The organism is Streptomyces barringtoniae (assembly GCF_020819595.1).
Taxonomy (GTDB): Bacteria; Actinomycetota; Actinomycetes; order Streptomycetales; family Streptomycetaceae; genus Streptomyces; species Streptomyces barringtoniae.
In genome coordinates this window covers 166,225-188,292 of the sequence record NZ_JAJHNP010000012.1, presented here as the reverse complement: position 1 = coordinate 188,292, position 22,068 = coordinate 166,225, and the positions used below count along the sequence as shown (strand labels likewise).

The following is a 22,068-nucleotide window of genomic DNA, read 5'->3' as shown; positions in this document are numbered from 1 at the left end:
CGCACCACAGGCAGGCACCGCAGGCACACGAAGGGATCTGTATCTCCCATGTACGCAGCATCGTCCTCCGTGTCCGCCCCGCCCCGGCCGCTGCGTTCCCGCCCCGCGGGCGGCGGGCCGTACCTGGACCCGGCAGCGCGTCCGGGCGGCCCCGTGCCGGTCGCGGGCCGGCTCCGGCGGGTGCCGGGCCAGGTCGGCACCCAACCGCTCAGCGGGAGACTCGACTTGTCCGGCCCCCAGGGCGCGCAGCTGCGCACCGCGATCGCATCGGTGCACCGCATCTGTCCGGAGTTCACCCCGGTGCAGGTGCTGCGGCGCAGCGGACGGTCCGTACTCCTCGTCGGGACGACCGGGCGCGGCGCGGCCGTGGCCAAGTGTCTGCTGGACCACTCGCCCGCCTGGGCCGAGCGGTTCCGCCACGAGATAGCCGCATACCGCTCGTTCGTCCGGCACCGGCCACCGGTCCGCGTGCCCCGGCTGATCGCGGCGGACCCGGACAACTGCACCCTGGTCATCGAGCGGGCGCCGGGCCGGGTGGCGGCGCTGCAGCGTCATCCGGCGGAGGCGCCGCCCCGCCCGGACATCCGGGCCGCGCTGGGCGCGATCTGCCGGGTGAACGCCTGGCGGCCCCCGGCGGGCATCTTCGACATGCCCCTGGACTACGGGGCCCGGATCTCCCGGTACCACGAGCTCGGCCTGCTCACCGACCGGGACCTGGGCGATCTGCAGAAGCTGCTGCACGGCATCGCCCACGAGGTGGGCCGCCACGGCATGCTCCAGTTCAACCACGGCGACGCCCTGCTGTCGAACATCCTGCTGTCACCGGCCGGTCCAGTGCTGGTGGACTGGGAGCACGCGGGCTGGTACCTGCCGGGGTACGACCTGGCGACGCTGTGGCTGGTCCTCGGGGACGCGCCGGTGGCCCGGCGGCAGATCAGCCAGATCGCCCAGTCGGCGGGCCCGGCCTCCAGGGACGCCTTCCTGGTGAACCTGATGCTGGTGCTGACCCGGGAGATCCGTACCTACGAGACCGCCGTGCAGCGTTCGATGCACGAGGTGGCCCCGGCGGCACCGGGCCTGGCCCACCCCGGTGCTGCGCCGTCCGGCGAGGAACAGCGGCTGCTGCTCAGGCGGCTGCACGACGACTGCCAGATGGCCCGCAAGGCCGTCCGAGCGGCGGTCGGCACTCGCTGACGGGGACGACGGTTCCGCGGTGCGCCAGAGCGGCGGCGCACCGCGGACCTTCGTGTGTCCGGGCCCGGTGGCCACTGGTGTACGCCAGTGACGCCCCGCAGGCCCGCGCACCTCCGTCGGGAAACTCGCCGAAACCCCTTCGCGACATGGGAAATGGCCTTCCTGAAGGCATCATTGACGGATCGTCGGCCAGCCGATACCACTGACCCAGCTCGGCGCCGCACGCCCCGCCACGCCCGCCCGTCACAGGAGGCCGCATTGCGAGGTTCCGCCACTGATTCCACGTCCGCACCCGGCCACAGACAACTGCGGCGGGCCGCCGGCCCGCTCGCCTCGGCGGCCCTGCTGGTGCCGCTGCTCGGCGCGGCCCCCGCGCAGAGCGCCACGGACTCCTCCGCGGACCGGCTGCAGCACGCGTTCGCCAACGCCGCGGCCGAGTACCACGTGCCGCAGAGCGTCCTGCTGGCCGTCTCCTACCTCCAGTCCCGCTGGGACTGGCACGCCGGCGCGCCCAGCGTGTCCGGCGGCTACGGCCCGATGCACCTCACGGACGCCCGGACCGCGATCGCCACCACGGAGCACAACGCCGAGGGCTCGGAGGACGCCCGCGGAGACGGCGAGCGCGCCGCCGTGCACCCGGCCGTCAAGGTGCCGGCCGAGTCCGCGCTCCCCGCCCGTCTGAAGACGTTGCCGAAGGCGGCGCAGCTGACCGGCCTGACGGCCGAGGAGCTGCGCAGCGACCCGGCGGCCAACGTGGCCGGCGGCGCGGCCCTGCTCGCCGCCGCGCAGAAGGAGCTGGGCGAGCCGCTGAGCGCCGACCCGGCCGAGTGGTACGGCGCGGTGGCCCGCTTCTCCGGCGCCGACGACGGGGCGACCGCGGCGACGTACGCCGACGACGTGTACGACGTCCTGCGCACCGGCGAGGAGCGCACCACGGACGACGGCCAGCTGGTCGCGCTCGCCGCCCAGCCGCGGCTGACCGCCGACACCGCCCAACTGCGGCGGGCCGGGCTGGGCACGCTGCCGACGGACGGCGTCGAGTGTCCGAGTTCGGTGTCATGCGAGGCGGTCTGGGCGCCGTACGCGCAGTTCGGGAACGACGACTACGGCAACCACGACCTCGGCGACCGGCCGGTGTCGCAGAGCATCAAGTACATCGTCATCCATGACACGGAGGGCGCCTGGGACGGGGTGCTGAACCTGATCCAGGACCCGACCTATGTGTCGTGGAACTACACCGTCCGCTCCACGGACGGTCTGATCGCCCAGCACGTGAAGGCGAAGGACGTGGCCTGGCACGCGGGCAACTGGGACGTCAACGCCCGGTCCGTCGGCATCGAGCATGAAGGTTTCCTCGCCAACCCGGACGCCTGGTATACCGAGGCGATGTACCGCTCCTCGGCCCGGCTGGTGAAGTACCTGGCCCGGAAGTACGACATCCCGCTGGACCGGCAGCACATCCTGGGCCACGACAACGTGCCCGGCCCGACCACGTCCACCATCCCCGGCATGCACACGGACCCGGGTCCGTACTGGGACTGGCGGCACTACTTCCAGCTGCTGGGCCACCCCTTCAGGCGCACGGCCGGCAAACAGGGCGGGCTGGTGACGATCCTGCCGGACTACGCCGAGAACCAGCCGGTGTACACGGGCTGCACCACTAGCGGCGAGGCGTGCACGGCGCACGGCTCCAGCGAGGTGCGGCTGTACTCGGACCACGACGTCAACGCGCCGCTGGTCAAGGACATCGGGCTGAAGAAGGACCCGACCGAGGACGTGAACGACCTGTCCTCCCGGGTCTCCACCGGCCAGCAGTACGCGGTCGCGGACCACTGGGGCGACTGGACGGCGATCTGGTACCTGGGCCAGAAGGCCTGGTTCCAGAACCCGCGCACGGCTCCGGCCGCGGTGCCCGCCAAGGGCCTGGTGATCACCCCGAAGGACGGCCTGGCGAGCGTCCCGGTGTACGGCAGGGCCTACCCGGAGAAGGAGGCCTATCCGGCGGGCGTCCCCGCACAGTCGGTCGTTCCGCTGCCGTACACGATCCCGGCCGGGCAGACGTACGTGGTCGGTGACGAGGTTCCGGGCGAGTACTACTACTCGGTCACCTTCACCACCGACTCGCACCGGGTCGTGATGGGCAAGGACCTGTACTACGAGATCCAGTACGGCCACCGGGTGGCCTTCGTCCGCGCCGCGGACGTGACCCTCGAGGGCTCGGCCGGCTGACCGGCGCGGGTGGCCTCAGCCCTGCTGGAAAAGCTCCGCCGGGAGCGGCTTCAGCAGGGCGTACAGGTCGTCGGTGATGGGGCGGTCCCAGGCGGCGATCGTGACGAGGACGCCGTCGCTGCGGTCGAACTGCACGCAGGAGATCCGGGACTCGGACAGCTTCAGCCGCCGCACGATGAGGAGGTTGTCGCCCTGGAGGACCGGGGTGTCCTCGACACCGACGACGGTGATCTCCTCGTCGTTCTCCAGCGCGAGCAGCAGCTGGCCCACCTCGAAGGGGATCTCGTCCTCGGCGACCTCGCGGGCCGGGGAGCCCTCGGGGAGGTTGCCGATGATCATGGCGGGGCCGCGGCCGCCGAAGAGGTCGTAGCGCAGGAAGACACCCTGGCACGTGCCGTCGGGCGCGGGCAGCAGACCCGCACCGAGGTTGCCCGGCCAGTCGCCCGGGTCCATGGCCAGCACGTCGAAGTCGGGTCCGGCTGGGGTGGCGCTGCGGCGGCGGAGGAACGACATGCGGCCATGGTACGTGGGCTCCGCCGGAAGTGCGGAGCGGCTCCGCCGGAACGGCCGTGACGGGGCCGCCGATCGGCTGCGGGTCCGTTGTGGCTGGTCGCGCCCGCGGCGGGACCGCATACCGGACACGGCCCCGCGCCCCTCGGACGCGGGGCTGCCGCTCAGTTCAGGGGGCAGTTGCCGAGCAGCGTTGCCGGGTCGGCGCCGGGCGGGCGCGGGACCGTGTGGTCTGCGGGCGGGAGGGCGGTGCCGGTGATCCAGCGCTCCAGTGCCTCGAAGGCCGAGCGGTGGCAGGGGACCATCGGGCGGAGCCGGCCGGGGAAGGCGTCGACGAGTGAGTCGGTGTGGGTGCCGTCCTCGATGCGGTAGTAGCGCAGCAGGGCGCCGCGCCCGGCCGCGTGGACCATGCGGGCGTAGACGTCGGAGTCCTGGCTGATCGGCAGCAGCACATCGAGGGTGCCCTGGATGGTGATCAGCGGTTTGCCGAGGCGTCCGGTGAGGGCGATCCGCTCGACGGCGCGGTGGACGGCGGCGGGTCTGGCCGCGTAGTCGTAGTCGGCGTCGCAGCCCGGTGTGCCGGAGGCGCAGAAGGGGGTGCCGGCCTCGGTGGCGCCGTCGTAGCCGGGGTCGAGCTCCTCCCGGTAGATGCGCTGGGTGAGGTCCCAGTAGACCTGGTAGTGGTACGGCCACAGGAACTCCGAGCCGGCCGGGAAGCCGGCCCGGTGCAGGGCGGTCTCGGCCTCGGCGGCTCCGGGGCCGCCGGCGGCGTACGCAGGGTAGTTGCGCAGGGCCTGCGGCAGGAAGGTGAGCAGGTTGGGGCCGTCGGCGCGCCAGAGGGTGCCCTCCCAGTCGACTCCGCCGTCGTACAGCTCGGGGTGGTTCTCCAGCTGCCAGCGGACCAGGTAGCCGCCGTTGGACAGGCCGGTGGCGATGGTGCGGGCCGGGAGGCGGTGGTAGCGCTGGGCGACCACGGCGCGGGCGGCACGGGTGAGCTGGGTGAGGCGGGTGTTCCATTCGGCGATGGCATCGCCGGGCCGCTCGCCGTCGCGGTAGAAGGCGGTGCCGGTGTTGCCCTTGTCGGTCGCGGCGTAGGCGTAGCCGCGGGCGAGCACCCAGTCCGAGACGGCCTTGTCGTTCGCGTACTGCTCGCGGTTGCCGGGCGTCCCGGCGACGACCAGGCCGCCGTTCCAGTGGTCGGGCAGCCGGATGACGAACTGGGAGTCGTGGTTCCAGCCGTGGTTGGTGTTGGTGGTGGAGGTGTCGGGGAAGTAGCCGTCGATCTGGATGCCGGGCACGCCGGTGGGCGTGGGCAGGTTCTTGGGGGTGAGTCCGGCGTAGTCGGCCGGGTCGGTGTGGCCGGAGGCCACGGTGCCTGCGGTGGTCAGCTCGTCCAGGCAGTCGGCCTGCTGGCGGGCGGCGCCGGGCACCCGGAGGTGGGTGCGGCCGGCACAGTGGCCGCCGGATGTGCCGGTGGGTGCCGCCGCGGCCGGGGTGGTCAGCAGCAGGCAGGCCACGGTGAGCGAGAGTGCGGGGAGTACGGCTCGGCGGGTGGGCCGTCTGTGCGGTGTGGTCGGCATACGGGTTCCTCCGGCTGTGGGTGGACGCGCTGGAGGCTAGGGGCGGAGTGGGCGCGCCGGACATGTGTGCGGCCGCCATGAAGACGGCCCCGGCAGCGTCGTCGGCCACCATGACCAACCGTGCCGCAGAAAGCCGTAGCGATCGGCGAGTTGGGGGCAGGCCGCAGTTGTCGGCGTAGACCTGCGCGATTCCGTGTGCAGCCGTGCAGGGCCAGGACGACCGGCGGGTGGGCCGGCAGGGACACGGGCCGGTACGAAGGCCGCGGGCTCGGGGTGGCGCACACAGCGCCGGCATGGCGGGACCGTATGCAGGCGTGTGGGGCGCCACCATGGCGCGGGACACCGCAGCCGTGACCTACCCGGCCTCGGCGCTGCCCGGCTCCCGGTGCTCACTCCCCCGGCGCCGCCGGGGGCACCACCGCGATCGGGCTCGCCGCGTGCAGCAGGACGGCCTGCGTGACGGAGCCCATCATGCGGGCCGGTGCGAGCAGGCGCCGCCGGTGCCGGCCGACGACGACCAGTTCGGCGTCCCTGGAGGCGGCGACGAGATGGCCGGCCGCGTCGCCGGGCAGCGCCTCGGCGTCGGCGCGGACCTCGGGGTGCCGCTCGCGGTGCGGGGCGAGGAAGCCCTCGGCGAGGGCGCGGGTCTCGTTCTCGACGACGCCCTGGTCGATCTGGGGCGGCACCAGCTGACCGGGGGCGGACCAGGTCTGCACCGGCCACGGATAGGCGGCGATCACCTGGACGCGCGCGCCGCGCAGCGCGGCCTCGGTGAAGGCGAAGGCGAGGGTGGCCTCGTCGGGGCTGTCGGCGTGCAGGCCGACCACCACCCGGGGTCCGGGCTCGGCCGCACCGTCGCCGTGCACCTGCCGGCCGGGCCGGGGTACGACGACCACCGGGCACTCGGCGTCCCGGGCGGCGGCGAGCCCGTTGGAGCCGAGGAGCAGGCTGGCGAAGCCGCCGCGGCCCCGGGAGCCGAGCACCAACAGCTGGGCGTCGGTGCCGAGTTCCGGCAGCACGGCGCCCGGTACGCCCTCCACGGCGACGTACTCGACGGCGGGTTCCGCGCCGCGGTTCGCGAGCCGGGTGCGGACGTCGTCCAGCACGGGATCGCCCTCCGCCTCGGGCGGTGCGGCGACCAGCACATCGGCCTGGCCCCAGGCGGCGTACTGCCGTACGTGCACCACCCGCAGCGTTGCGGCGCGGCGGCGGGCGGCGTCGAAGGCCCAGTCCAGCGCGCGCAAGCTGTCGTCGGAGCCGTCGACCGCGGCGATGACCGGCGCAGTGCTCATCGTCCCTCACCTTTCGGAACACGACCTTCCCCTTGCTGGGGCCAGCCTGACGCAGGCGTCGGTCCCAGCGGGGTCCTGCTGGTCGCGTGTCCGGAAATCCGCGCGCAACACCCCCGGTTCGGCTGCCGGTGCACGCGCGGTGCCGGTCCGGTTCAGTGGTGGTGGTGCCCGTCTCGCCGCCGGGCCGGCTCAGGTGAGGTCGAACTCCCCTTCCCGGGCTCCGGAGACGAAGGCACCCCACTCCGCCGGCGTGAAGATCAGGGATGGGCTCTCCGGACGGCCGCTGTTGCGCATCGCGATGAAGCCCTCGATGAAGGCGATCTGGACATCGCCCAGCCCTCGGCTGCTGGACTGCCACTCGGCCTTGCTGAGGTCCAGCTCCGGTTTGTCCCAGCCCGCGAGCGGCTTCTGCTGGGTGGTGGTCTCGGCCACGTCCGTGCTCCTCCCGGTTCGTCGTCCGCGGGCCAGCCTAGCGACCGCTCACGATGCCCAACAGGCCACGTGGGGACGACTTTCAGGTCTCCGGCGGCAGCGCTCCCACGAGCCACATGGAGAAGAACTGCGAGCCGCCTCCATAGGCGTGCCCGAGCACCCTGCGGGCGCCGTCGACCTGGTGTTCTCCGGCCTGGCCGCGCACCTGGAGGGCGGCCTCGGCGAAGCGGATCATGCCCGAGGCGCCGATGGGGTTGGTGGAGAGCACTCCGCCCGACATGTTGACGGGCAGGTCGCCGTCGAGTTCGGTCACCCCGGACTCGGTGAGCTTCCAGCCCTCGCCCTCCTCCGCGAAGCCCAGGTTCTCCAGCCACATGGGCTCGTACCAGGAGAACGGCACGTACATCTCGACGGCGTCGATGTCCCGGCGCGGGTCGGCGATGCCCGCCTGCCGGTAGACGTCGGCGGCGCAGTCCTTGCCGGCCTGCGGGGAGACGAAGTCCTTGCCCGCGAACAGGGTCGGCTCGCTGCGCATGGCGCCGCCGAGCATCCAGGCGGGCGGGCGGGGCGCGCGGGCGGCTCCGGCGCGGTCGGTGAGGACCATGGCGCAGGCGCCGTCGGAGGACGGGCAGGTCTCGGAGTAGCGGATGGGGTCCCACAGCATGGGTGAGGCCTGGACCTTCTCCAGGGTGATGTCGTGCTCGTGGAGGTGGGCGCAGGGGTTCTTCAGGGCGTTGCGCCGGTCCTTGTAGGCGACGAGGGAGCCGACGGTGTCGGGGGCGCCGCTGCGCCGCATGTAGGCGCGCACATGGGGGGCGAAGAACCCGCCGGCGCCGGCGAGCAGGGGCTGCTGGAAGGGGATCGGCAGGGACAGGCCCCACATGGCGTTCGACTCGGACTGCTTCTCGAAGGCGAGGGTGAGCACGGTGCCGTGGAGGCGGGCGGCGACCAGGTTCGCGGCCACCAGCGCGGTGGACCCGCCGACGGAGCCGGCGGTGTGCACCCGCAGCATGGGCTTGCCGACGGCGCCGAGGGCGTCGGCGAGGTACAGCTCGGGCATCATCACGCCCTCGAAGAAGTCGGGCGCCTTGCCGATGACGACGGCGTCGATGTCGGCCCAGGTCAACTCGGCGTCCTGAAGCGCCCTTTGCGCTGCCTCGCGGACGAGTCCGGCGATCGAGACGTCCCGGCGGGCGGCGACGTGCTTGGTCTGGCCGATACCGACGACGGCCACGGGCTCCTTGCTCATCGTGGATCCCCTTCGAGTACGGCGACCAGGTTCTGCTGCAGGCAGGGGCCGGAGGTGGCGTGGGCGAGGGCACGGTCGGACGCGCCGCGGTGTATGCGGGCGGCGGCCTCGCCGATGCGGACGAGTCCGGCGGCCATGACGGGGTTGGCGGCCAGCGCTCCGCCGGAGGGGTTGACGCGGACGTCGTCGCCGAGGCGGAGGGCCCGGCGCAGGATCACCTCCTGCGAGCTGAACGGCGCGTGCAACTCGGCGGTGTCGACGGGCCGTTCGAAGGCGCCGGCCCGTTCTGCGGCGAGCCGGGTGGACGGTGAGTCGGTGAGGTCGCGGACGCCGAGGCCGTGGGCCTCGATGCGGTGGTCGATGCCGCGGATCCAGGCGGGCCGCTCGCACAGCTCACGGGCGCGCTCCCCCGCCGCGAGGATCACGGCGGCCGCGCCGTCGCCGACGGGCGGGCAGTCGCCGGTGCGCAGGGGCCGTACGACGTAGTCGCCCTGTGGCACCTGCCCCTTGAGCTGGGCGTGCGGGTTGGCTTCCGCATCCGTGCGGCTGCGGGCACCGACGGCGGCGAGCGCGGGTTCGTCGGTGTGGCCGGCATCCATGAGGGCCTGTGCCTGGAGGGCGGCGAGGGCTATGGAGTCGGGCCACAGGGGGGCGACGTAGTAGGGGTCGAGCTGGCGGGTGAGGACGTCCCGCACCGAGCCGGGGGAGCACTTGCCGTAGGAGTAGACGAGCGCGGTGTCGGCGTCGCCGGTCAGCAGCTTGGTCCAGGCCTCGTACAGCGCCCAGGCGCCGTCCATCTCGACGTGCGACTCGGAGATCGGCGGCCAGGCGCCGACGCCGTCGAGGGCGAGGGTGAAGGAGAAGGCGCGGCCGGCGAGGTAGTCGCTGGAGCCGGAGCAGGTGAAGCCGATGTCGGCGGTCCTGAGGCCGGTCTGCTCCAGGACCGCGTGGAGCACCGGCATGAGCATCTCGACCTCGGAGGACTCCTCGGTGGAGCGCCGGTGGTCGGTCTGGGCGAAGGCGACGACCGCGATCTCCCGGGTCACAGCAGCTCCTTGTAGGTGTCGTAGTCGGCGTCGGGTTCACCGGTGGGCCGGTAGTGGTCGGGGTAGCGGGTGCCCTCGGTCCACACGGGCTCCACGCGCAGGCCCATGCGCACCTGGTCGTAGGGGATGCCGCCGATCCGGGCGTGCAGGGCGAGGTCGGCGCCGTCGAGGGCGATGTGCGCGTAGACGTAGGGCACCTCGATGTCGAGGTTCTTCGCCTTGATGTTGACGATGCAGAAGGTGGTGACTGTGCCGCGGGGACCTACTTCGACCTGTTCCGCTGTGGCCACACCACATGTGGGGCACGCACCCCTGGGAGGGACGTACACCTTGCGGCAGGAGGGGCAGCGTTCGCCGACGGTGCGCTGTTCGGAGAGGGCGTCGATGTAGGCGGACTGGGCGCGGCCGGGCGAATAGGTGTAGTCCAGGCGGGCGGGGGCGACGATCCCGGTGAGCGGGTCCGCGAACTCGCCGGTGTGGCCACCCGGCCGGTGGGGCTCTGCGTCGTACGGCTCGAAGCAGGCGATGTCGGTGATGGCGCCGGTGCGTTCCCCGGCCCAGCGGATGCGGACCCGCATTCCGGTGTGCACGGAGTCGGGACCGGGGGCGTCGAGGGCGTGCAGCAGGGCGGTGTCGGCGCCGTCGAGCCGGACCAGGACCCAGGCGAAGGGGGCGTGGAGGGGCTGACCGCGGCGCGGCTCGTGGTTCCACGCCCAGGTGGTGACCGTGCCCGTGTTGGCGACCTCCACCAGGTCGCGGAGTTCCTCGGCGGTGACGGGGTCGTACTCGACCGGCGGGACGAGAGTGCGTCCGTCGGCGGTCTTCACGCCGAGGACGACGCGTTCGCGCAGGCCGGTGAGGAAGGCGCTCTGGACGGGGCCGAGGGAACGGGTGAACGGGAACTCGACGACGAGGGGGGCTTTGAGGACTTCGGGCATCGGGAACCTGCCTCCTTCGAGCAAGGTCGGTGCGGTCGCGGCCCAAAGGGGCGCGGGGCGGTGACATGTGCGGCTCCGCCGCGCCGGGGGTCCCCCGGGTCCGAGCGAAGCCGAGAGCCTGGGGGAGCGACCGGCCACGCACGGCCCGCGGGTCCGAACCGCACCTCCAGCGCAGCGTTACGCACGCTTGTAGACGGGGCGCCGCTTCTCCGCGAAGGCGCGGGCGCCTTCCTTGGCGTCGGCGGTGTCGAAGACGGGCCAGCCGCGCGCGAGTTCGGCCGCGAGGGCGTCGGTCTCCGTCATCTCGGCGGTCTCGTACACCGACGCCTTGACGGCCTCGACGGCGAGCGGACCGCAGGCGTTGATCTGCTCGGCGATCTCCAGGGCCTTGTCGAGGGCGGTGCCGTCGGGGACGACATGGCCGATCAGCCCGATGTCCGCGGCCTCCCGGGCGCTGTACGGCCGTCCGGTGAGCAGCATCTCCAGGGCGTGGGTGCGCGGGATCTGGCGTTGCAGCCGCACGGTGGAGCCGCCGATCGGGAACAGGCCGCGCCGGACCTCGAACAGGCCGAAGGTCGCGGACTCGCCCGCGACCCGGATGTCGGTGCCCTGCAGGATCTCCGTGCCGCCCGCGACGCAGTACCCCTCGACGGCGGCGACGACCGGTTTGCGCGGGCGATGGTGGCGCAGCATCGCCTTCCAGTGCAGGTCGGGGTCGGCCTTGAGCCGGTGACGGTACTGCTCCCCTTGCATGCCGTTCCCGGCCAGCGCCTTCAGGTCCATTCCGGCGCAGAAGGAGCCGCCGGAGCCGGTGAGCACGATCGAGCGGATCCCGTCGTCGGCGTCGGCCTCGAGCCAGCCGTCGTACAGGCCGACGAGCATCGGAAGCGAGAGCGCGTTCCTGGCGTCGGGCCTGTTGAGCGCGAGCACCAGTGTGGCGCCCTCGCGCCGCACGGTGAGGTGTTCCGTCCCGCCCATGGACTTGTCTCCCCTCGGTGAGAACGAGAACAGGTTGCAGCAGGCGGCGAGGCACTTCAAGGGAGCTTCCGAGGTTTTCTGACAGTCAGTCAGATTTGTTGGGCGCGGGCCCTTCACAGTTGCCGCCGGCTTTGCTCTGATGACCGGCGTACGACCGATGCGCCTTTGTTCGCCAGGACTGCCGGGGTCAGGAGGAGCGGTGGAGTACAACCTTGCCGACCTGTTCGAGTCGGTCGTCGACGTGGTCCCGAACCGCGAGGCGCTCGTGTACGTCGACCATCCCGGCACCGGCGCGGAGCGCCGCCTGACCTACGCGGAGCTGGACGCGGCCGCCAACCGCGTCGCCCACCACTTGACCGACAGCGGCATACAGCCCGGCGAACACCTCGGCCTCCACCTGTACAACGGCGTCGAGTACCTGCAGACGGTGCTGGCCTGCCTGAAGGCGCGGATCGTCCCGGTCAACGTCAACTACCGCTATGTAGAAGAGGAGTTGGTGTATCTCTACCGGGACGCCGATCTGGTCGCGCTGGTCTTCGACGCGGAGTTCGCGGACCGGGTGGCGGCGGCGCTGCCGCGGGCACCGAAGCTGCGGCATCTGCTGCGGGTGGGCCCGGAGACGGCCGGGGTGCCCGGGGCGGTGCCGTTCGGCGACGCGGAGGCCTCCGGTTCGCCGGCCCGGGGTTTCCCCGCCCGCTCGGCCGACGACCAGTTCATCATCTACACCGGCGGCACGACCGGTATGCCCAAGGGCGTGATGTGGCGGCAGGAGGACCTGTTCTTCGCGGGGCTCGGCGGCGGGGCGCCGACCGGGGAGCCGGTGAAGACGCCGGAGGAGCTGGCCGAGCGGGTCGCCGCCGGGGGCTCCGGGATCACCTTCTTCCCCACTCCGCCGCTGATGCACGGCACCTCGACCCTTACGGCGTTCATCGGCTTCAACTTCGGCCAACGCGTCGTGGTGCACCGCAGGTTCGTGCCGGAGGAGGTGCTGCGGACCGTCGAGAAGGAGAGGGTCACCAGCATGTCGCTGGTCGGCGACGCCATGCTCCGGCCGCTGATCGACGCGCTGGGCGGGCCGCTCAAGGGCACGGACTGTTCAGCCCTGTTCAGTGTGTCCTCGTCCGGCGCGATCATGTCGGAGACGGTGCGCCGGCAGTTCCGGGAGCTGGTCCCGAACGCCATGCTGCTCAACAACTTCGGCTCCTCCGAGTCCGGCTTCAACGGTACGGCGACGGAGGACTCGGGCCCCGAGCGCGGCTTCCGCCTGCGGGTCAACTCCCGTACCCGCGTGGTGGATCCGGTGACGCACGAGCCGGTCGCCGCGGGCGAGATCGGCCGGGTCGCCCAGTGCGGGCACGTTCCGCTCGGCTACTACAACGACCCGCGGAAGACCGCCGAGACGTTCTTCGAGAGGGACGGGCAGCGCTGGGTGCTGCTCGGCGACATGGCGACGGTCGACGAGGACGGTGTGGTCACCGTGCTCGGCCGGGGCTCGCAGTGCATCAACACCGGGGGCGAGAAGGTCTATCCGGAGGAGGTCGAGCAGGCGCTCAAGGCGCATCCGGACGTGTACGACGCACTGGTCGCCGGGGTCCCGGACGCCACCTGGGGCAACCATGTGGCGGCCGTGGTGCAGCTGCGCGAGGGGGCCTCCCAGCCCTCGCTGGCCGACATCCAGAGCCACTGCCGTACCCGGCTGGCCGGCTACAAGATCCCCCGCCAGCTGGTGATCGCCGATTCCATCCAGCGCTCCCCGAGCGGCAAGGCCGACTACCGGTGGGCCCGCGAGGTCGCGGTGGCGGCCGACCGGCGGTGACGCCCGGGGTGTCCCCCGCCCCACCCACCCGGTAGCACTACTCTGCGCGCACGATCGACGCCGCTCGACTACGTTGGGTGACTGTCGGTCGAGGGTGCCGGTCGAGGCCTTCCGCACCGGCACCGGGCCACGCACGGAAGGATCTCCGGGTGTCTCACCACACGCCTAGCCACCTGACGGGGGGCGCAGACGAGACGGACAGCGGCCCGGAGGAGGCCGGGGCTCCCCCGACCGCCGGGGAGGCGGAGCCGGCCGCGGCACCCGGCCGGGGCGGCACGCGCGCGCGTGCCGCGCGGGGCCTGCCGGCCCTGGCCGGCCGGCTCCGGCGGCGCGTCCGCATCATCTGGGGCTCGGGCGCCGAGACCGGCCGGTCCGACGGGTCCTCCTCCCTCGCGCAGGACACTGCCGTGGCGGCCGGCCGGCTCGCGGGGCCGGGACACATCGTGCGGGGCCTCGCCGCGCTCGCCGGCCCGCCCGGCCGCCGGACCCGTATCGTGCGCTGTGCGGCCGTGGGCTCCACCGTCCTCGCCGTCGCCGTCCTGCTCGCGGCGCTGCTGCTGCCGGACCAGCCCGACCGGCTGACCCCGGCCGCGTTCGTACGGCTGCCGGCCGAGGGCATCCTGCTCGCGGCCGTGCTGCTCGTGCTGCCGCCCCGGGCGAGGCGGGCCGGCGCGGCGGCCGTCGGCGTGCTGATCGGGCTGGTCACGCTCCTCAAGTGCCTGGACATCGGCTTCTATTCGGTGCTGTACCGCCCCTTCGACCTGGTGCTGGACTGGGGCCTGCTGGGCAACGCGGCGGACTATGTGCGGGACACCTCCGGCCGCACCGGCGAGCTGGTCGCCGGCGCCGGTGCCCTGCTCCTCGCGGTCGCCGTCCTCCTGCTGACCGCGGGTGCCACGGTCCGCCTCGCCACCGTGCTGGCCCGGCACCGCGCCCGGTCCGTGCAGGTCGTCCTGGTGCTGAGCACCGCCTGGACGACCTGTGTCGTGCTCGGCCTGCAGACGGGCGCCGGGCCCGTCGCCTCCACGCTCGACGCCGGCCTCCTGAACGACCGCGCCGAACAGGTCCGCGTCTCCCTGGCCGATGCCCGGCTCTTCGAGCGCCAGGCCGCCCGCGACGCCTTCGCCCACACGCCCCCGGACCAGTTGCTGACCGGCCTGCGCGGCAAGGACGTGCTGTTCACGTTCGTCGAGAGCTACGGCCGTTCGGCGATCGAGGACCCGGTGATGGGGCCGCCGATCGGCAACGTCCTCAAGGAGAGCGACGACGCCCTCAAGGCCGCCGGATTCCGGTCCCGCAGCGGCTGGCTGCGTTCGCCGGTGACCGGTGGCGGCAGCTGGCTGGCCCACTCGACGTTCCTGTCCGGCCTGTGGATCAGCAACCAGCAGCGGTTCCGCAGCCTCACCTCCAGCGACCGGACCACCCTCACCGGCGCGTTCCGCAGCACCGGCGCCTGGCGCACGGTCGGCGTCGTGCCGGGGGTGCTGGTGGCCTGGCCGGAGGGCCGGTTCTTCGGCCTGGACCACGTCTACGACGGCCATCACCTCGACTACCACGGCCCGGACTTCGGCTGGTCGCAGGTGCCGGACCAGTTCGCCTTCCAGACGTTCCAGCGGCGGGAGTTCGGCAGGCGGGGCCGGGGCCCGCTGATGGCCGAGATCATCCTCACCTCCAGCCACTATCCGTGGGCGCCCCTGCCCCGCATGGTCGACTGGGCGAAGCTGGGCGACGGCTCGGTCTTCCAGCAGATCAGGAACGAGGGCAAGTCCCAGGACGAGGTCTGGAAGAACCCGGAGAGCGTGCGTGGCGAATACCGCACCTCCATCGAGTACTCGCTGAACAGCCTCGTCGGATTCCTGCGGCGCTACGGCAACGACAACACGGTGCTCGTCTTCCTGGGCGACCACCAGCCCGTGCCGACCGTCACCGGCAACAGCCCCCGCAAGGACGTGCCGGTCACCATCGTCGCCCGGGACCCCAAGGTGCTGGACCGGATCTCCGGCTGGGGCTGGACGGAGGGCCTGAAGCCCGCGGCGAACGCCCCCATCTGGCCGATGGACAGCTTCCGCGACCGGTTCCTGAAGGCGTTCGGGCCACAACCGGGCTGAAGCGGTCGACGACGGTCCTCATCGGCCGGGTCGGTCGAGGAACTCCCGCACCACGGCGAGGAACTCCTCGGGACGGGACTCGTGCACCAGGTGCCCCGCGTCCACGGTCACCAGCGAGGCTCCGGGGATCAGACCGGCGAGCTGCGCGACCTGGTCCTGCGGGATGAGGCTGGTGGGACCACCCCCGATGACCAGCGTCGGCATGGTGATCCGGTCCATGTGGTGCCACCACACAGGATCGGGCGCATTGCGTTGCTCATCGGTGTCCCGCACCATCGCCCAGTCGAACGGCAGCTCCCCAGGGGGCCGTTGGGCGGGCGGCCGGGGCGGGTCGAGCGGCACGGGTGCGCAGACGTCCTCCAGCACCAGCCGTCGTAAGGCACCGGGATGACGCTGGGCCAGCAGGTAGGCGACGATGCCGCCCAGCGAATGGCCCACGACATCGGCGCCGTCGAGGCCGAGGGCGGCCAGCAGGGCGAGGACGTCCTCGCTCATCGCCTCGGCCCGGTAGCTCCCCGGCCAGTCGCTGTGTCCGTGGCCGCGCAGGTCGGGAGCGTGCACCCGGCGCGGGCGCGGGGGTGCCGCGAGCCGTTCGGCGATGTGCGTCCAGTCCGCGCCGTCCGCGCCACGGCAGTGCAGCAGCACGACGGGCGGGGCGTCCGCCGGGCCCCAGGACCGGCACGCCAGGGTGATGCCGTTCGCCTCGACGGTGTACGGCGCCGCGGTGTCCATGCCGGGCACGCTAGCCGGTCGGTCCGGTGGGAGGCCGCCTACTCTGCCGAGGGCAGAGCGGCGCCCGCCGGCCCGTCGAGGAAGGCGAGGGTGCGTTCCAGGAACCACTGCGGGTCGTCCAGCCAGGGATAGTGACCGGCGCCGGGCTGGACGGCGACCTCGGCGTCCGGGAAGGCCCCGGCGGCACGACGGGCGAGGTCCGGGCGGGGGCCGCCGTCGAGTTCCCCGGCGAGCAGGAGGACCGGCGCGGTCAGTTCGGCGAGGGCCGTCCGGGTCGCGTCCGGAGTGAAGGCACCGTCGGCGAAGTAGCGGTCCGCCGCCTCCTCGTTGGTCTGCCCCGGTTCGGCGTCCGTGTGCAGCCGGGCCGCGTCGTCCCAGCGGCCGTGGAAGAACGGCAGGAACACGTCGTCGAAGTCCGCCTCTCCCGCCAGCCAGGCCCGGAAGGCGGGGAACGCATCCGCGAACCACGGCTCGTGCGCGCGCAGCCGGGCCGCGGCCAGCCGGTCCTCGGGGGTCGCCCGCAGGCCCAGGGCGGACGGGTTGGGCGTGATCAGCAGCAGTCGCCGTACCCGCTGCGGGTGGCGGGCCGCGTAGAGCATGGCGAGGGCCGCGCCCGCCGAGTGGGCGAGCAGATCCATGTGCTCCAGACCCATGTGTGCGCGCCACACCTCGACGTCCTCGACCATCCGGTCGCAGCGGTACGTCGCCGGGTCCGCCGACGGCGCGGAGTCCCCGGTGCCGCGCAGGTCCAGCAGGGCCAGCCGCCGGTGCGCGGCCAGCCCGCCGAGGTCTCCGAGATAGGCGGAGGCACGCATCGGGCCGCCGGGCAGGACAGCGAGGGGCTCGCCGGCACCCCGCAGGTGGTAGGCGAGCCGGGTGCCGTCGGTCGCGGTGAAGATCGGCATGGTCGTGATCATGTCGGTCGGCCCCGGAGCGGCGCAAGGTTTTACCGTCCGAGGCACTTTGCCGTCCGAGGCGCTTTGCCGTCCGAGGCGCTTTTCCACCCGGGGCGGGAGGCCGACCGCTCTACAGGGGCGATGGGCCGGTGGGCCAGGAGTTCGTCCACGATGCGCTCCGGCGGGGCGTCCTGCTCGATCACGCCGAAGGGCCGGGGATGGGCGACGTTCACCTCCAGGACCAGCAGGTGGTAGTCCGCGCCGGGGTCACCGGCCGCCTGTCCGGCCCGCACCCTGCGGACGAGCTCGATCAGCTCGTCCCGGGTGACGTCCGGCACCCGTGGCCATGCGGGCCGGGCGGCCTCCAGGGCGAACTGCTCCAGATCGCGTGAAGCCGGTTCCCGTCGCAGCTCCACTTGCCCATTCTCCGGCGCGACCGGCGCAGAAAATCTTCGCGGGCCTCTTGCCTGGAGCCGCATGGCCTGGATTACTGGCCCCGAAGCATCGACCGAATGATCGGTCGTCCGGTATGTGAGTGCGGCGAGGGAGACGACTCGATGGCGGATGCGACGGACCTGCTCGACGCGGGCGAACGGCTCGGGCGGGAGGAACTGCGGGAGCTCCAGCTGGAGCGGCTGCGCGCCTCACTGCGGCACGCCTACGCCAACGTGCCGTTCTACCGGGAGTCCTTCGACAAGGCCGGTGTCCGCCCCGAGGACTGCCGGTCCCTCGCCGATCTGGCTCGTTTCCCGTTCACGACCAAGGCCGACCTCAGGGAGAACTACCCGTACGGCATGTTCGCCGTGCCGCGCGAGCGCATCCGCCGGCTGCACGCCTCCAGCGGCACCACCGGGCGCCCCACGGTGGTCGGCTACACGGACAACGACCTTTCCATGTGGGCGGACATGGTGGCACGGTCGATCCGGGCGGCCGGCGGGCGGGCCGGTGACATCGTGCATGTGGCCTACGGCTATGGGCTGTTCACCGGTGGTCTGGGAGCCCACTACGGTGCCGAGCGCCTGGGCTGTACGGTCGTCCCGGCCTCCGGCGGCATGACGGCCCGGCAGGTGCAGCTGATCCAGGATCTTCAGCCGGCCGTCATCATGGTGACCCCGTCCTACATGCTCACGCTGCTGGACGAGTTCGAGCGTCAGGGCGTGGACCCGCGCGGCACCTCGCTGCGCGTGGGGATCTTCGGGGCCGAGCCCTGGACCGAGCAGATGCGGCACGAGATCGAGGAGCGGTTCGCGATCGACGCCGTGGACATCTACGGGCTGTCCGAGGTGATCGGCCCGGGCGTGGCACAGGAGTGCGTGGAGACCAAGGACGGGCTGACGCTGTGGGAGGACCACTTCTATCCGGAGGTGGTCGACCCGATCACGGGTGAGGTACTGCCGGAGGGCGAGCGTGGCGAGCTGGTGTTCACCTCGCTGACCAAGGAGGCCATGCCCGTCGTCCGGTACCGCACCCGGGACCTGACCCGGCTGCTGCCCGGCACGGCCCGGGCGTTCCGCCGGATGGAGAAGATCACCGGGCGCAGTGACGACATGGTGATCCTGCGCGGGGTCAACCTCTTCCCGACCCAGATCGAGGAGATCGTGCTCCGCACGCCCGGCGTGGCACCCCACTTCCAGCTCCGGCTGACGCGGGAGGGCCGGCTGGACCGGCTCACCGTCCGTGCCGAGGCCCGCGCGGGCGCCGGCCCGGAGGCGCGGGAGGCGGCGGCCCGGTCCATCTGCGCGGCCGTCAAGGACGGGATCGGGGTGTCCGTCGACGTGGAGATCGTGGAGCCGGAGTCCCTGGAGCGCTCGGTCGGCAAGATCCGACGGATCGTGGACCTGCGGACCCAGAGGTAGAGCGGCAACCCAGGACCGGCGACCCGGGACCGGCAACAGGAAGCCGGCGGCCCGAAGCACGGACACGCCTCGGGCCGCATCGCCAACCACGGCAGAACCAACAACCACGGCCGTACCAACAACGGCCGAAGCACCGACCAAGATCGTATCGACTTACCCCGAAACGTCGTCGCGGACCTATACTCCGAAGCCATGACGGACACCGCCCCCATCCCGGACCCCGGCCTGGTCAACGCACTGCGGGCGCTCTCCAACCCCATGCGGCTGCAGATGCTGCGCTGGCTGCGCGAGCCCGAACGGCACTTCCCGATGGAGACGGCCATCGCCGATCCGGCCGAGGTCGGTGTGTGCGTGAGCCACATCCAGGCCAAGGCGGGCCTGGCCCAGTCGACAGTGTCCGCCTACATGGCCGAACTCCAGCGCGCGGGCCTGGTCCGGGCCACCCGTGTGGGCAAGTGGACCCATTACAAGCGGGACGAACAGCGCATAGCCGACCTGGTCGCCGAGCTGGGGCGATCGCTCTAGCCCGCCAGACGTCACCGGCGCCGGCCACGCCTTGCATTTCATATCGAGAATCTGCGATATTTCGAATCATCGCATCGAACATCGAACCGTCGACGCGCAGGGAGCGGGACACGATGACCGGGAAGAACGGCCTGGACCTCGGCAGGTTCGGGATCTACACCTTCGACTTCGAGCACCAGCCGGCCGTGCGGATCCGGGACTCGGTGCAGGAACTGGAGGATCTGGGCTGGCGAGCCGTCTGGATCCCGGAGACGCTCGGGCGGGACGCGTTCACCCACGCCGGCTACCTGCTCGCCTCCACGCGGCAGCTCACCGTGGTGAACGGCATCGCCCGTATCTGGTCCCGGGAGGCGACCTGGACGCACGGTGCCGCCCTGCTGCTCGCGGACGCCTATCCGGGTCGGCACGTACTCGGCCTGGGCTTCGGCGGGCAGCCCCGCCCGGGGATCAAGCCCCTCGCCGCCATGGCCGGGTACCTCGACGAGCTGGACGCCCAGCGGACGCCCAACCCACGCCCGGCACAGCCCGTCCGGCGCCTGCTGGCCGCGTACGGTCCCAAGATGCTGGAGCTGGCCCGCGACCGCGCCGAGGGGGCCCAGACCTACCACGTGAACACGGCCCACACCGTGCAGGCGAGGGAGATCCTCGGGCCGGACGCCTTCCTGGCCGTCGAGCACGCGGTGCTGTTCGAGACCGACCCGGACCGGGCCCGCGCCCTGTCGCGCGAGCACCTGCGCGGCTACCTCGAAACCCCTTACAACATCGCCAAGTTCCGCCGGCTCGGCTACACCGACGACGACCTCTCCGGCGGCGGCAGCGACCGGTTCGTGGACGACCTGGTCTTCTGGGGCGACCCGGACACGGTCGTGGGCAAGCTGCACGGGCATGTGGAGGCAGGTGCCGATCACGTCGCCGTGCAGGTGATCGGCGTCGAACCGGGCGGATCGGCGCTGCCGCAGTGGCGGTTGCTGGCCGACGCCCTGCTGCCGTCGAAGACCGCCGACGGCCTCGGCTAGCCGCCGAAGCGGTCCCGCAGTTCGCGCTTGAGGATCTTCCCGCTGGCGTTGCGCGGCAACTCGTCCACGAACAGCACCCGTTTGGGCGCCTTGAAGGGCGCGAGCTTCTCCTTCACGTGCGCGATGAGCCGATCCTCCGTCACCTCGCCGCGCAGGACGACGATCGCGGTGACGGCCTCGATCCACCGCTCGTCGGGCAGGCCGATCACGGCGGCCTCGGCGACCGCCTCGTGGGTGTACAGGGCGTCCTCGACCTGGCGCGAAGCGACCAGGACACCACCGGAGTTGATGACGTCCTTCACGCGGTCCACGATCGTGAAGTAGCCGTCGGCGTCGCGCACCGCGAGGTCCCCGGAGTGGAACCAGCCGTCCCGGAAGGCCTCGGCGGTCTCCTCGGGCTTGTCCCAGTAGCCCTCGCACAACTGCGGTGAGCGGTAGACGATCTCGCCGGGCGTGCCGTCGGGTACGTCCTCGCCCCGGTCGTCCACGACCCGTGCGTCCACGAACAGCACGGTCCGCCCGCAGGAGTCCAGCCGGCCCTCGTGCTCGTCGGGGCCGAGGACCGTGGCCAGCGGGCCGATCTCGCTCTGCCCGAAGCAGTTGTAGAAGGCCAGTCGCGGCAGGCGCTCGCGCAGCCGCCGAAGCACCGGGACGGGCATGATCGACGCGCCGTAGTAGGCCTTGCGCAGGCCGCCGAGGTCACGGGTGGCGAAGTCGGGCCGGCCCGCGAGCCCGATCCACACCGTGGGCGGCGCGAACAGGCTGTCCACGCGGCCCGCCTCGATCAGGTCGAGAAGCCGGTCCCCGTCGGGCGCGTCCAGGATGATGTTGGTCGCACCGACGGCGAGGTACGGCAGCAGGAACACGTGCATCTGCGCCGAGTGGTACAGCGGCAGCGCGTGCGCCGGAAGGTCACCGGCGCTCAGGTCCAGGGCGGTGATCGCGCTCAGGTACTCGTGCACGAGGGCCCGGTGGGTCATCATCGCGCCCTTGGGCAGGGCGGTCGTACCGGAGGTGTACAGCAGCTGGACCAGGTCCTCGGTGCGGGGTTCGGGCCCGGCGTACGGCGGTGCGTCCGCCAGCCGGGCGAGCAGCGAGTTCTCGGTGTCCCTGAGCGGCAACACCCGTACGCCGTCCGGGAGCCGGCCGGCGAGGCCGGGGTCGGCGAGGACCAGGGTGCTGCCGGACTGGCCGACGAGGTACGCCAGGTCGTCCCCGGTCAGGTTCTGGTTGACCGGCACATGGACCAGGCCCGCGCGGGCGCAGGCCAGAAAGCCGATCAGGTAGGCGTCGGAGTTGTGGCCGTAGGCACCGACCCGGTCGCCCGGCGTGAGGCCCTCCGCGAGCAGCACCGAGGCCGCGCGCGAGACGGCGTCGTCGAGTTCCTCGTACGTCCATCGGCGCTCGCCGTACTCCACCGCCCGGCGGGCCGGAGTGCGCCGGGCGCTGCGCCGCAGCACCCCGTCCACCGTGCTGCCGTTTCCCTGGGTCATGGCTCATGATCCTGGGTCCGTCGCGGAGACAGGTCAAGCATCCTGGAGGCGCATACACCGGTCCCACCGGTCGTTCGCCGAATGCGGCTTTCGCTTCCGCGTGCTTCTGTGCGCCCCTTGGGAGAAAGGATTCGGGAAACCGCCCACCACTGAACCTGGGCAGGACATCTCTCGGACG

General features: G+C 72.3%; 19 protein-coding genes. 7 read left to right on the top strand and 12 right to left on the bottom strand.

Translation table 11 applies throughout. The annotated features are described in order from the left end of the window. Positions 1 to 48: 48 nt before the first annotated feature. Together LMU33_RS23170 and LMU33_RS23165 are read left to right on the top strand one after the other, a co-directional pair. Positions 49 to 1,194 carry an aminoglycoside phosphotransferase family protein gene (locus LMU33_RS23170; protein WP_228622450.1) on the top strand — a complete coding sequence of 382 codons (1,146 nt, stop codon included), beginning with the start codon at positions 49 to 51 and terminating at the stop codon, positions 1,192 to 1,194. A 258-nt stretch (positions 1,195 to 1,452) separates the two neighbouring features. Then, positions 1,453 to 3,423, top strand: a complete 1,971-nt coding sequence (locus LMU33_RS23165; protein WP_228622449.1) for a peptidoglycan recognition protein family protein — start codon at positions 1,453 to 1,455, stop codon at positions 3,421 to 3,423. Positions 3,424 to 3,438: 15 nt separating this feature from the next. Here the strand turns inward: LMU33_RS23165 and LMU33_RS23160 are convergent, their stop codons facing one another. The 8 genes from LMU33_RS23160 to LMU33_RS23125 form a co-directional block, all read right to left on the bottom strand. After that, positions 3,439 to 3,936: a glycosyltransferase family protein gene (locus tag LMU33_RS23160; protein ID WP_228622448.1), complete on the bottom strand. Its 498-nt coding sequence runs from the start codon at positions 3,934 to 3,936 to the stop codon at positions 3,439 to 3,441. Between the two features lie 161 nt (positions 3,937 to 4,097). Continuing rightward, a complete protein-coding gene (locus LMU33_RS23155; protein ID WP_228622447.1) occupies positions 4,098 to 5,513 on the bottom strand; it encodes a 3-hydroxybutyrate oligomer hydrolase family protein in 1,416 nt (471 codons plus the stop codon). Positions 5,514 to 5,902: 389 nt separating this feature from the next. Beyond that, positions 5,903 to 6,805: a universal stress protein gene (locus LMU33_RS23150; RefSeq protein ID WP_228622446.1), complete on the bottom strand. Its 903-nt coding sequence runs from the start codon at positions 6,803 to 6,805 to the stop codon at positions 5,903 to 5,905. Positions 6,806 to 6,994: 189 nt separating this feature from the next. Next, complete coding sequence (locus tag LMU33_RS23145; protein WP_228622445.1) at positions 6,995 to 7,237, bottom strand: DUF397 domain-containing protein; 243 nt, start codon at positions 7,235 to 7,237, stop codon at positions 6,995 to 6,997. Between the two features lie 82 nt (positions 7,238 to 7,319). Beyond that, a complete protein-coding gene (locus LMU33_RS23140; RefSeq protein ID WP_228622444.1) occupies positions 7,320 to 8,486 on the bottom strand; it encodes a thiolase family protein in 1,167 nt (388 codons plus the stop codon). Continuing rightward, positions 8,483 to 9,532, bottom strand: a complete 1,050-nt coding sequence (locus LMU33_RS23135; protein WP_228622443.1) for a thiolase family protein — start codon at positions 9,530 to 9,532, stop codon at positions 8,483 to 8,485. Before LMU33_RS23135 ends, LMU33_RS23140 begins: the two co-directional genes overlap by 4 nt. Next, positions 9,529 to 10,470 (bottom strand): Zn-ribbon domain-containing OB-fold protein, encoded by a 942-nt coding sequence (locus LMU33_RS23130; RefSeq protein WP_228622442.1) that lies wholly within the window; start codon positions 10,468 to 10,470, stop codon positions 9,529 to 9,531. Before LMU33_RS23130 ends, LMU33_RS23135 begins: the two co-directional genes overlap by 4 nt. Before the next feature lie 177 nt (positions 10,471 to 10,647). Further along, positions 10,648 to 11,448, bottom strand: a complete 801-nt coding sequence (locus LMU33_RS23125; RefSeq protein ID WP_228622441.1) for a crotonase/enoyl-CoA hydratase family protein — start codon at positions 11,446 to 11,448, stop codon at positions 10,648 to 10,650. Positions 11,449 to 11,647: 199 nt separating this feature from the next. Between LMU33_RS23125 and LMU33_RS23120 the strand changes: the two genes are divergently transcribed. Together LMU33_RS23120 and LMU33_RS23115 are read left to right on the top strand one after the other, a co-directional pair. Further along, positions 11,648 to 13,264, top strand: a complete 1,617-nt coding sequence (locus tag LMU33_RS23120) for an acyl-CoA synthetase (protein WP_228622440.1) — start codon at positions 11,648 to 11,650, stop codon at positions 13,262 to 13,264. A gap of 149 nt (positions 13,265 to 13,413) precedes the next feature. Further along, positions 13,414 to 15,372 (top strand): alkaline phosphatase family protein, encoded by a 1,959-nt coding sequence (locus tag LMU33_RS23115; RefSeq protein ID WP_228622439.1) that lies wholly within the window; start codon positions 13,414 to 13,416, stop codon positions 15,370 to 15,372. An 18-nt stretch (positions 15,373 to 15,390) separates the two neighbouring features. Here LMU33_RS23115 and LMU33_RS23110 read toward each other — a convergent pair whose 3' ends face one another. Genes LMU33_RS23110 through LMU33_RS23100 form a run of 3 tightly spaced genes read right to left on the bottom strand, consistent with a single transcriptional unit; the run spans position 15,391 to position 17,416 of the window. Continuing rightward, positions 15,391 to 16,104, bottom strand: a complete 714-nt coding sequence (locus LMU33_RS23110; protein ID WP_228622438.1) for an alpha/beta fold hydrolase — start codon at positions 16,102 to 16,104, stop codon at positions 15,391 to 15,393. A 38-nt stretch (positions 16,105 to 16,142) separates the two neighbouring features. Further along, on the bottom strand, positions 16,143 to 17,009 hold the full coding sequence (locus LMU33_RS23105) for an alpha/beta fold hydrolase (protein WP_228622437.1): 867 nt from the start codon (positions 17,007 to 17,009) through the stop codon (positions 16,143 to 16,145). Positions 17,010 to 17,050: 41 nt separating this feature from the next. After that, on the bottom strand, positions 17,051 to 17,416 hold the full coding sequence (locus tag LMU33_RS23100) for a hypothetical protein (protein ID WP_228622436.1): 366 nt from the start codon (positions 17,414 to 17,416) through the stop codon (positions 17,051 to 17,053). A 141-nt stretch (positions 17,417 to 17,557) separates the two neighbouring features. Here LMU33_RS23100 and paaK point away from each other — a divergent pair, with 141 nt between their 5' ends. The 3 genes from paaK to LMU33_RS23085 all read left to right on the top strand — a co-directional run bounded on the left by paaK (position 17,558) and on the right by LMU33_RS23085 (position 20,397). Next, the gene (gene paaK, locus LMU33_RS23095; RefSeq protein WP_228622435.1) at positions 17,558 to 18,856 is read left to right on the top strand and encodes a phenylacetate--CoA ligase PaaK; all 1,299 of its coding nucleotides are present in this window, start codon (positions 17,558 to 17,560) and stop codon (positions 18,854 to 18,856) included. A 192-nt stretch (positions 18,857 to 19,048) separates the two neighbouring features. Continuing rightward, on the top strand, positions 19,049 to 19,381 hold the full coding sequence (locus LMU33_RS23090) for an ArsR/SmtB family transcription factor (RefSeq protein WP_228622434.1): 333 nt from the start codon (positions 19,049 to 19,051) through the stop codon (positions 19,379 to 19,381). Positions 19,382 to 19,494: 113 nt separating this feature from the next. Next, positions 19,495 to 20,397: a TIGR03620 family F420-dependent LLM class oxidoreductase gene (locus LMU33_RS23085; protein WP_228622433.1), complete on the top strand. Its 903-nt coding sequence runs from the start codon at positions 19,495 to 19,497 to the stop codon at positions 20,395 to 20,397. Here the strand turns inward: LMU33_RS23085 and LMU33_RS23080 are convergent. Continuing rightward, the gene (locus tag LMU33_RS23080; RefSeq protein ID WP_228622432.1) at positions 20,394 to 21,890 is read right to left on the bottom strand and encodes an acyl-CoA synthetase; all 1,497 of its coding nucleotides are present in this window, start codon (positions 21,888 to 21,890) and stop codon (positions 20,394 to 20,396) included. The genes LMU33_RS23085 and LMU33_RS23080 overlap by 4 nt on opposite strands. Positions 21,891 to 22,068 lie beyond the last annotated feature (178 nt).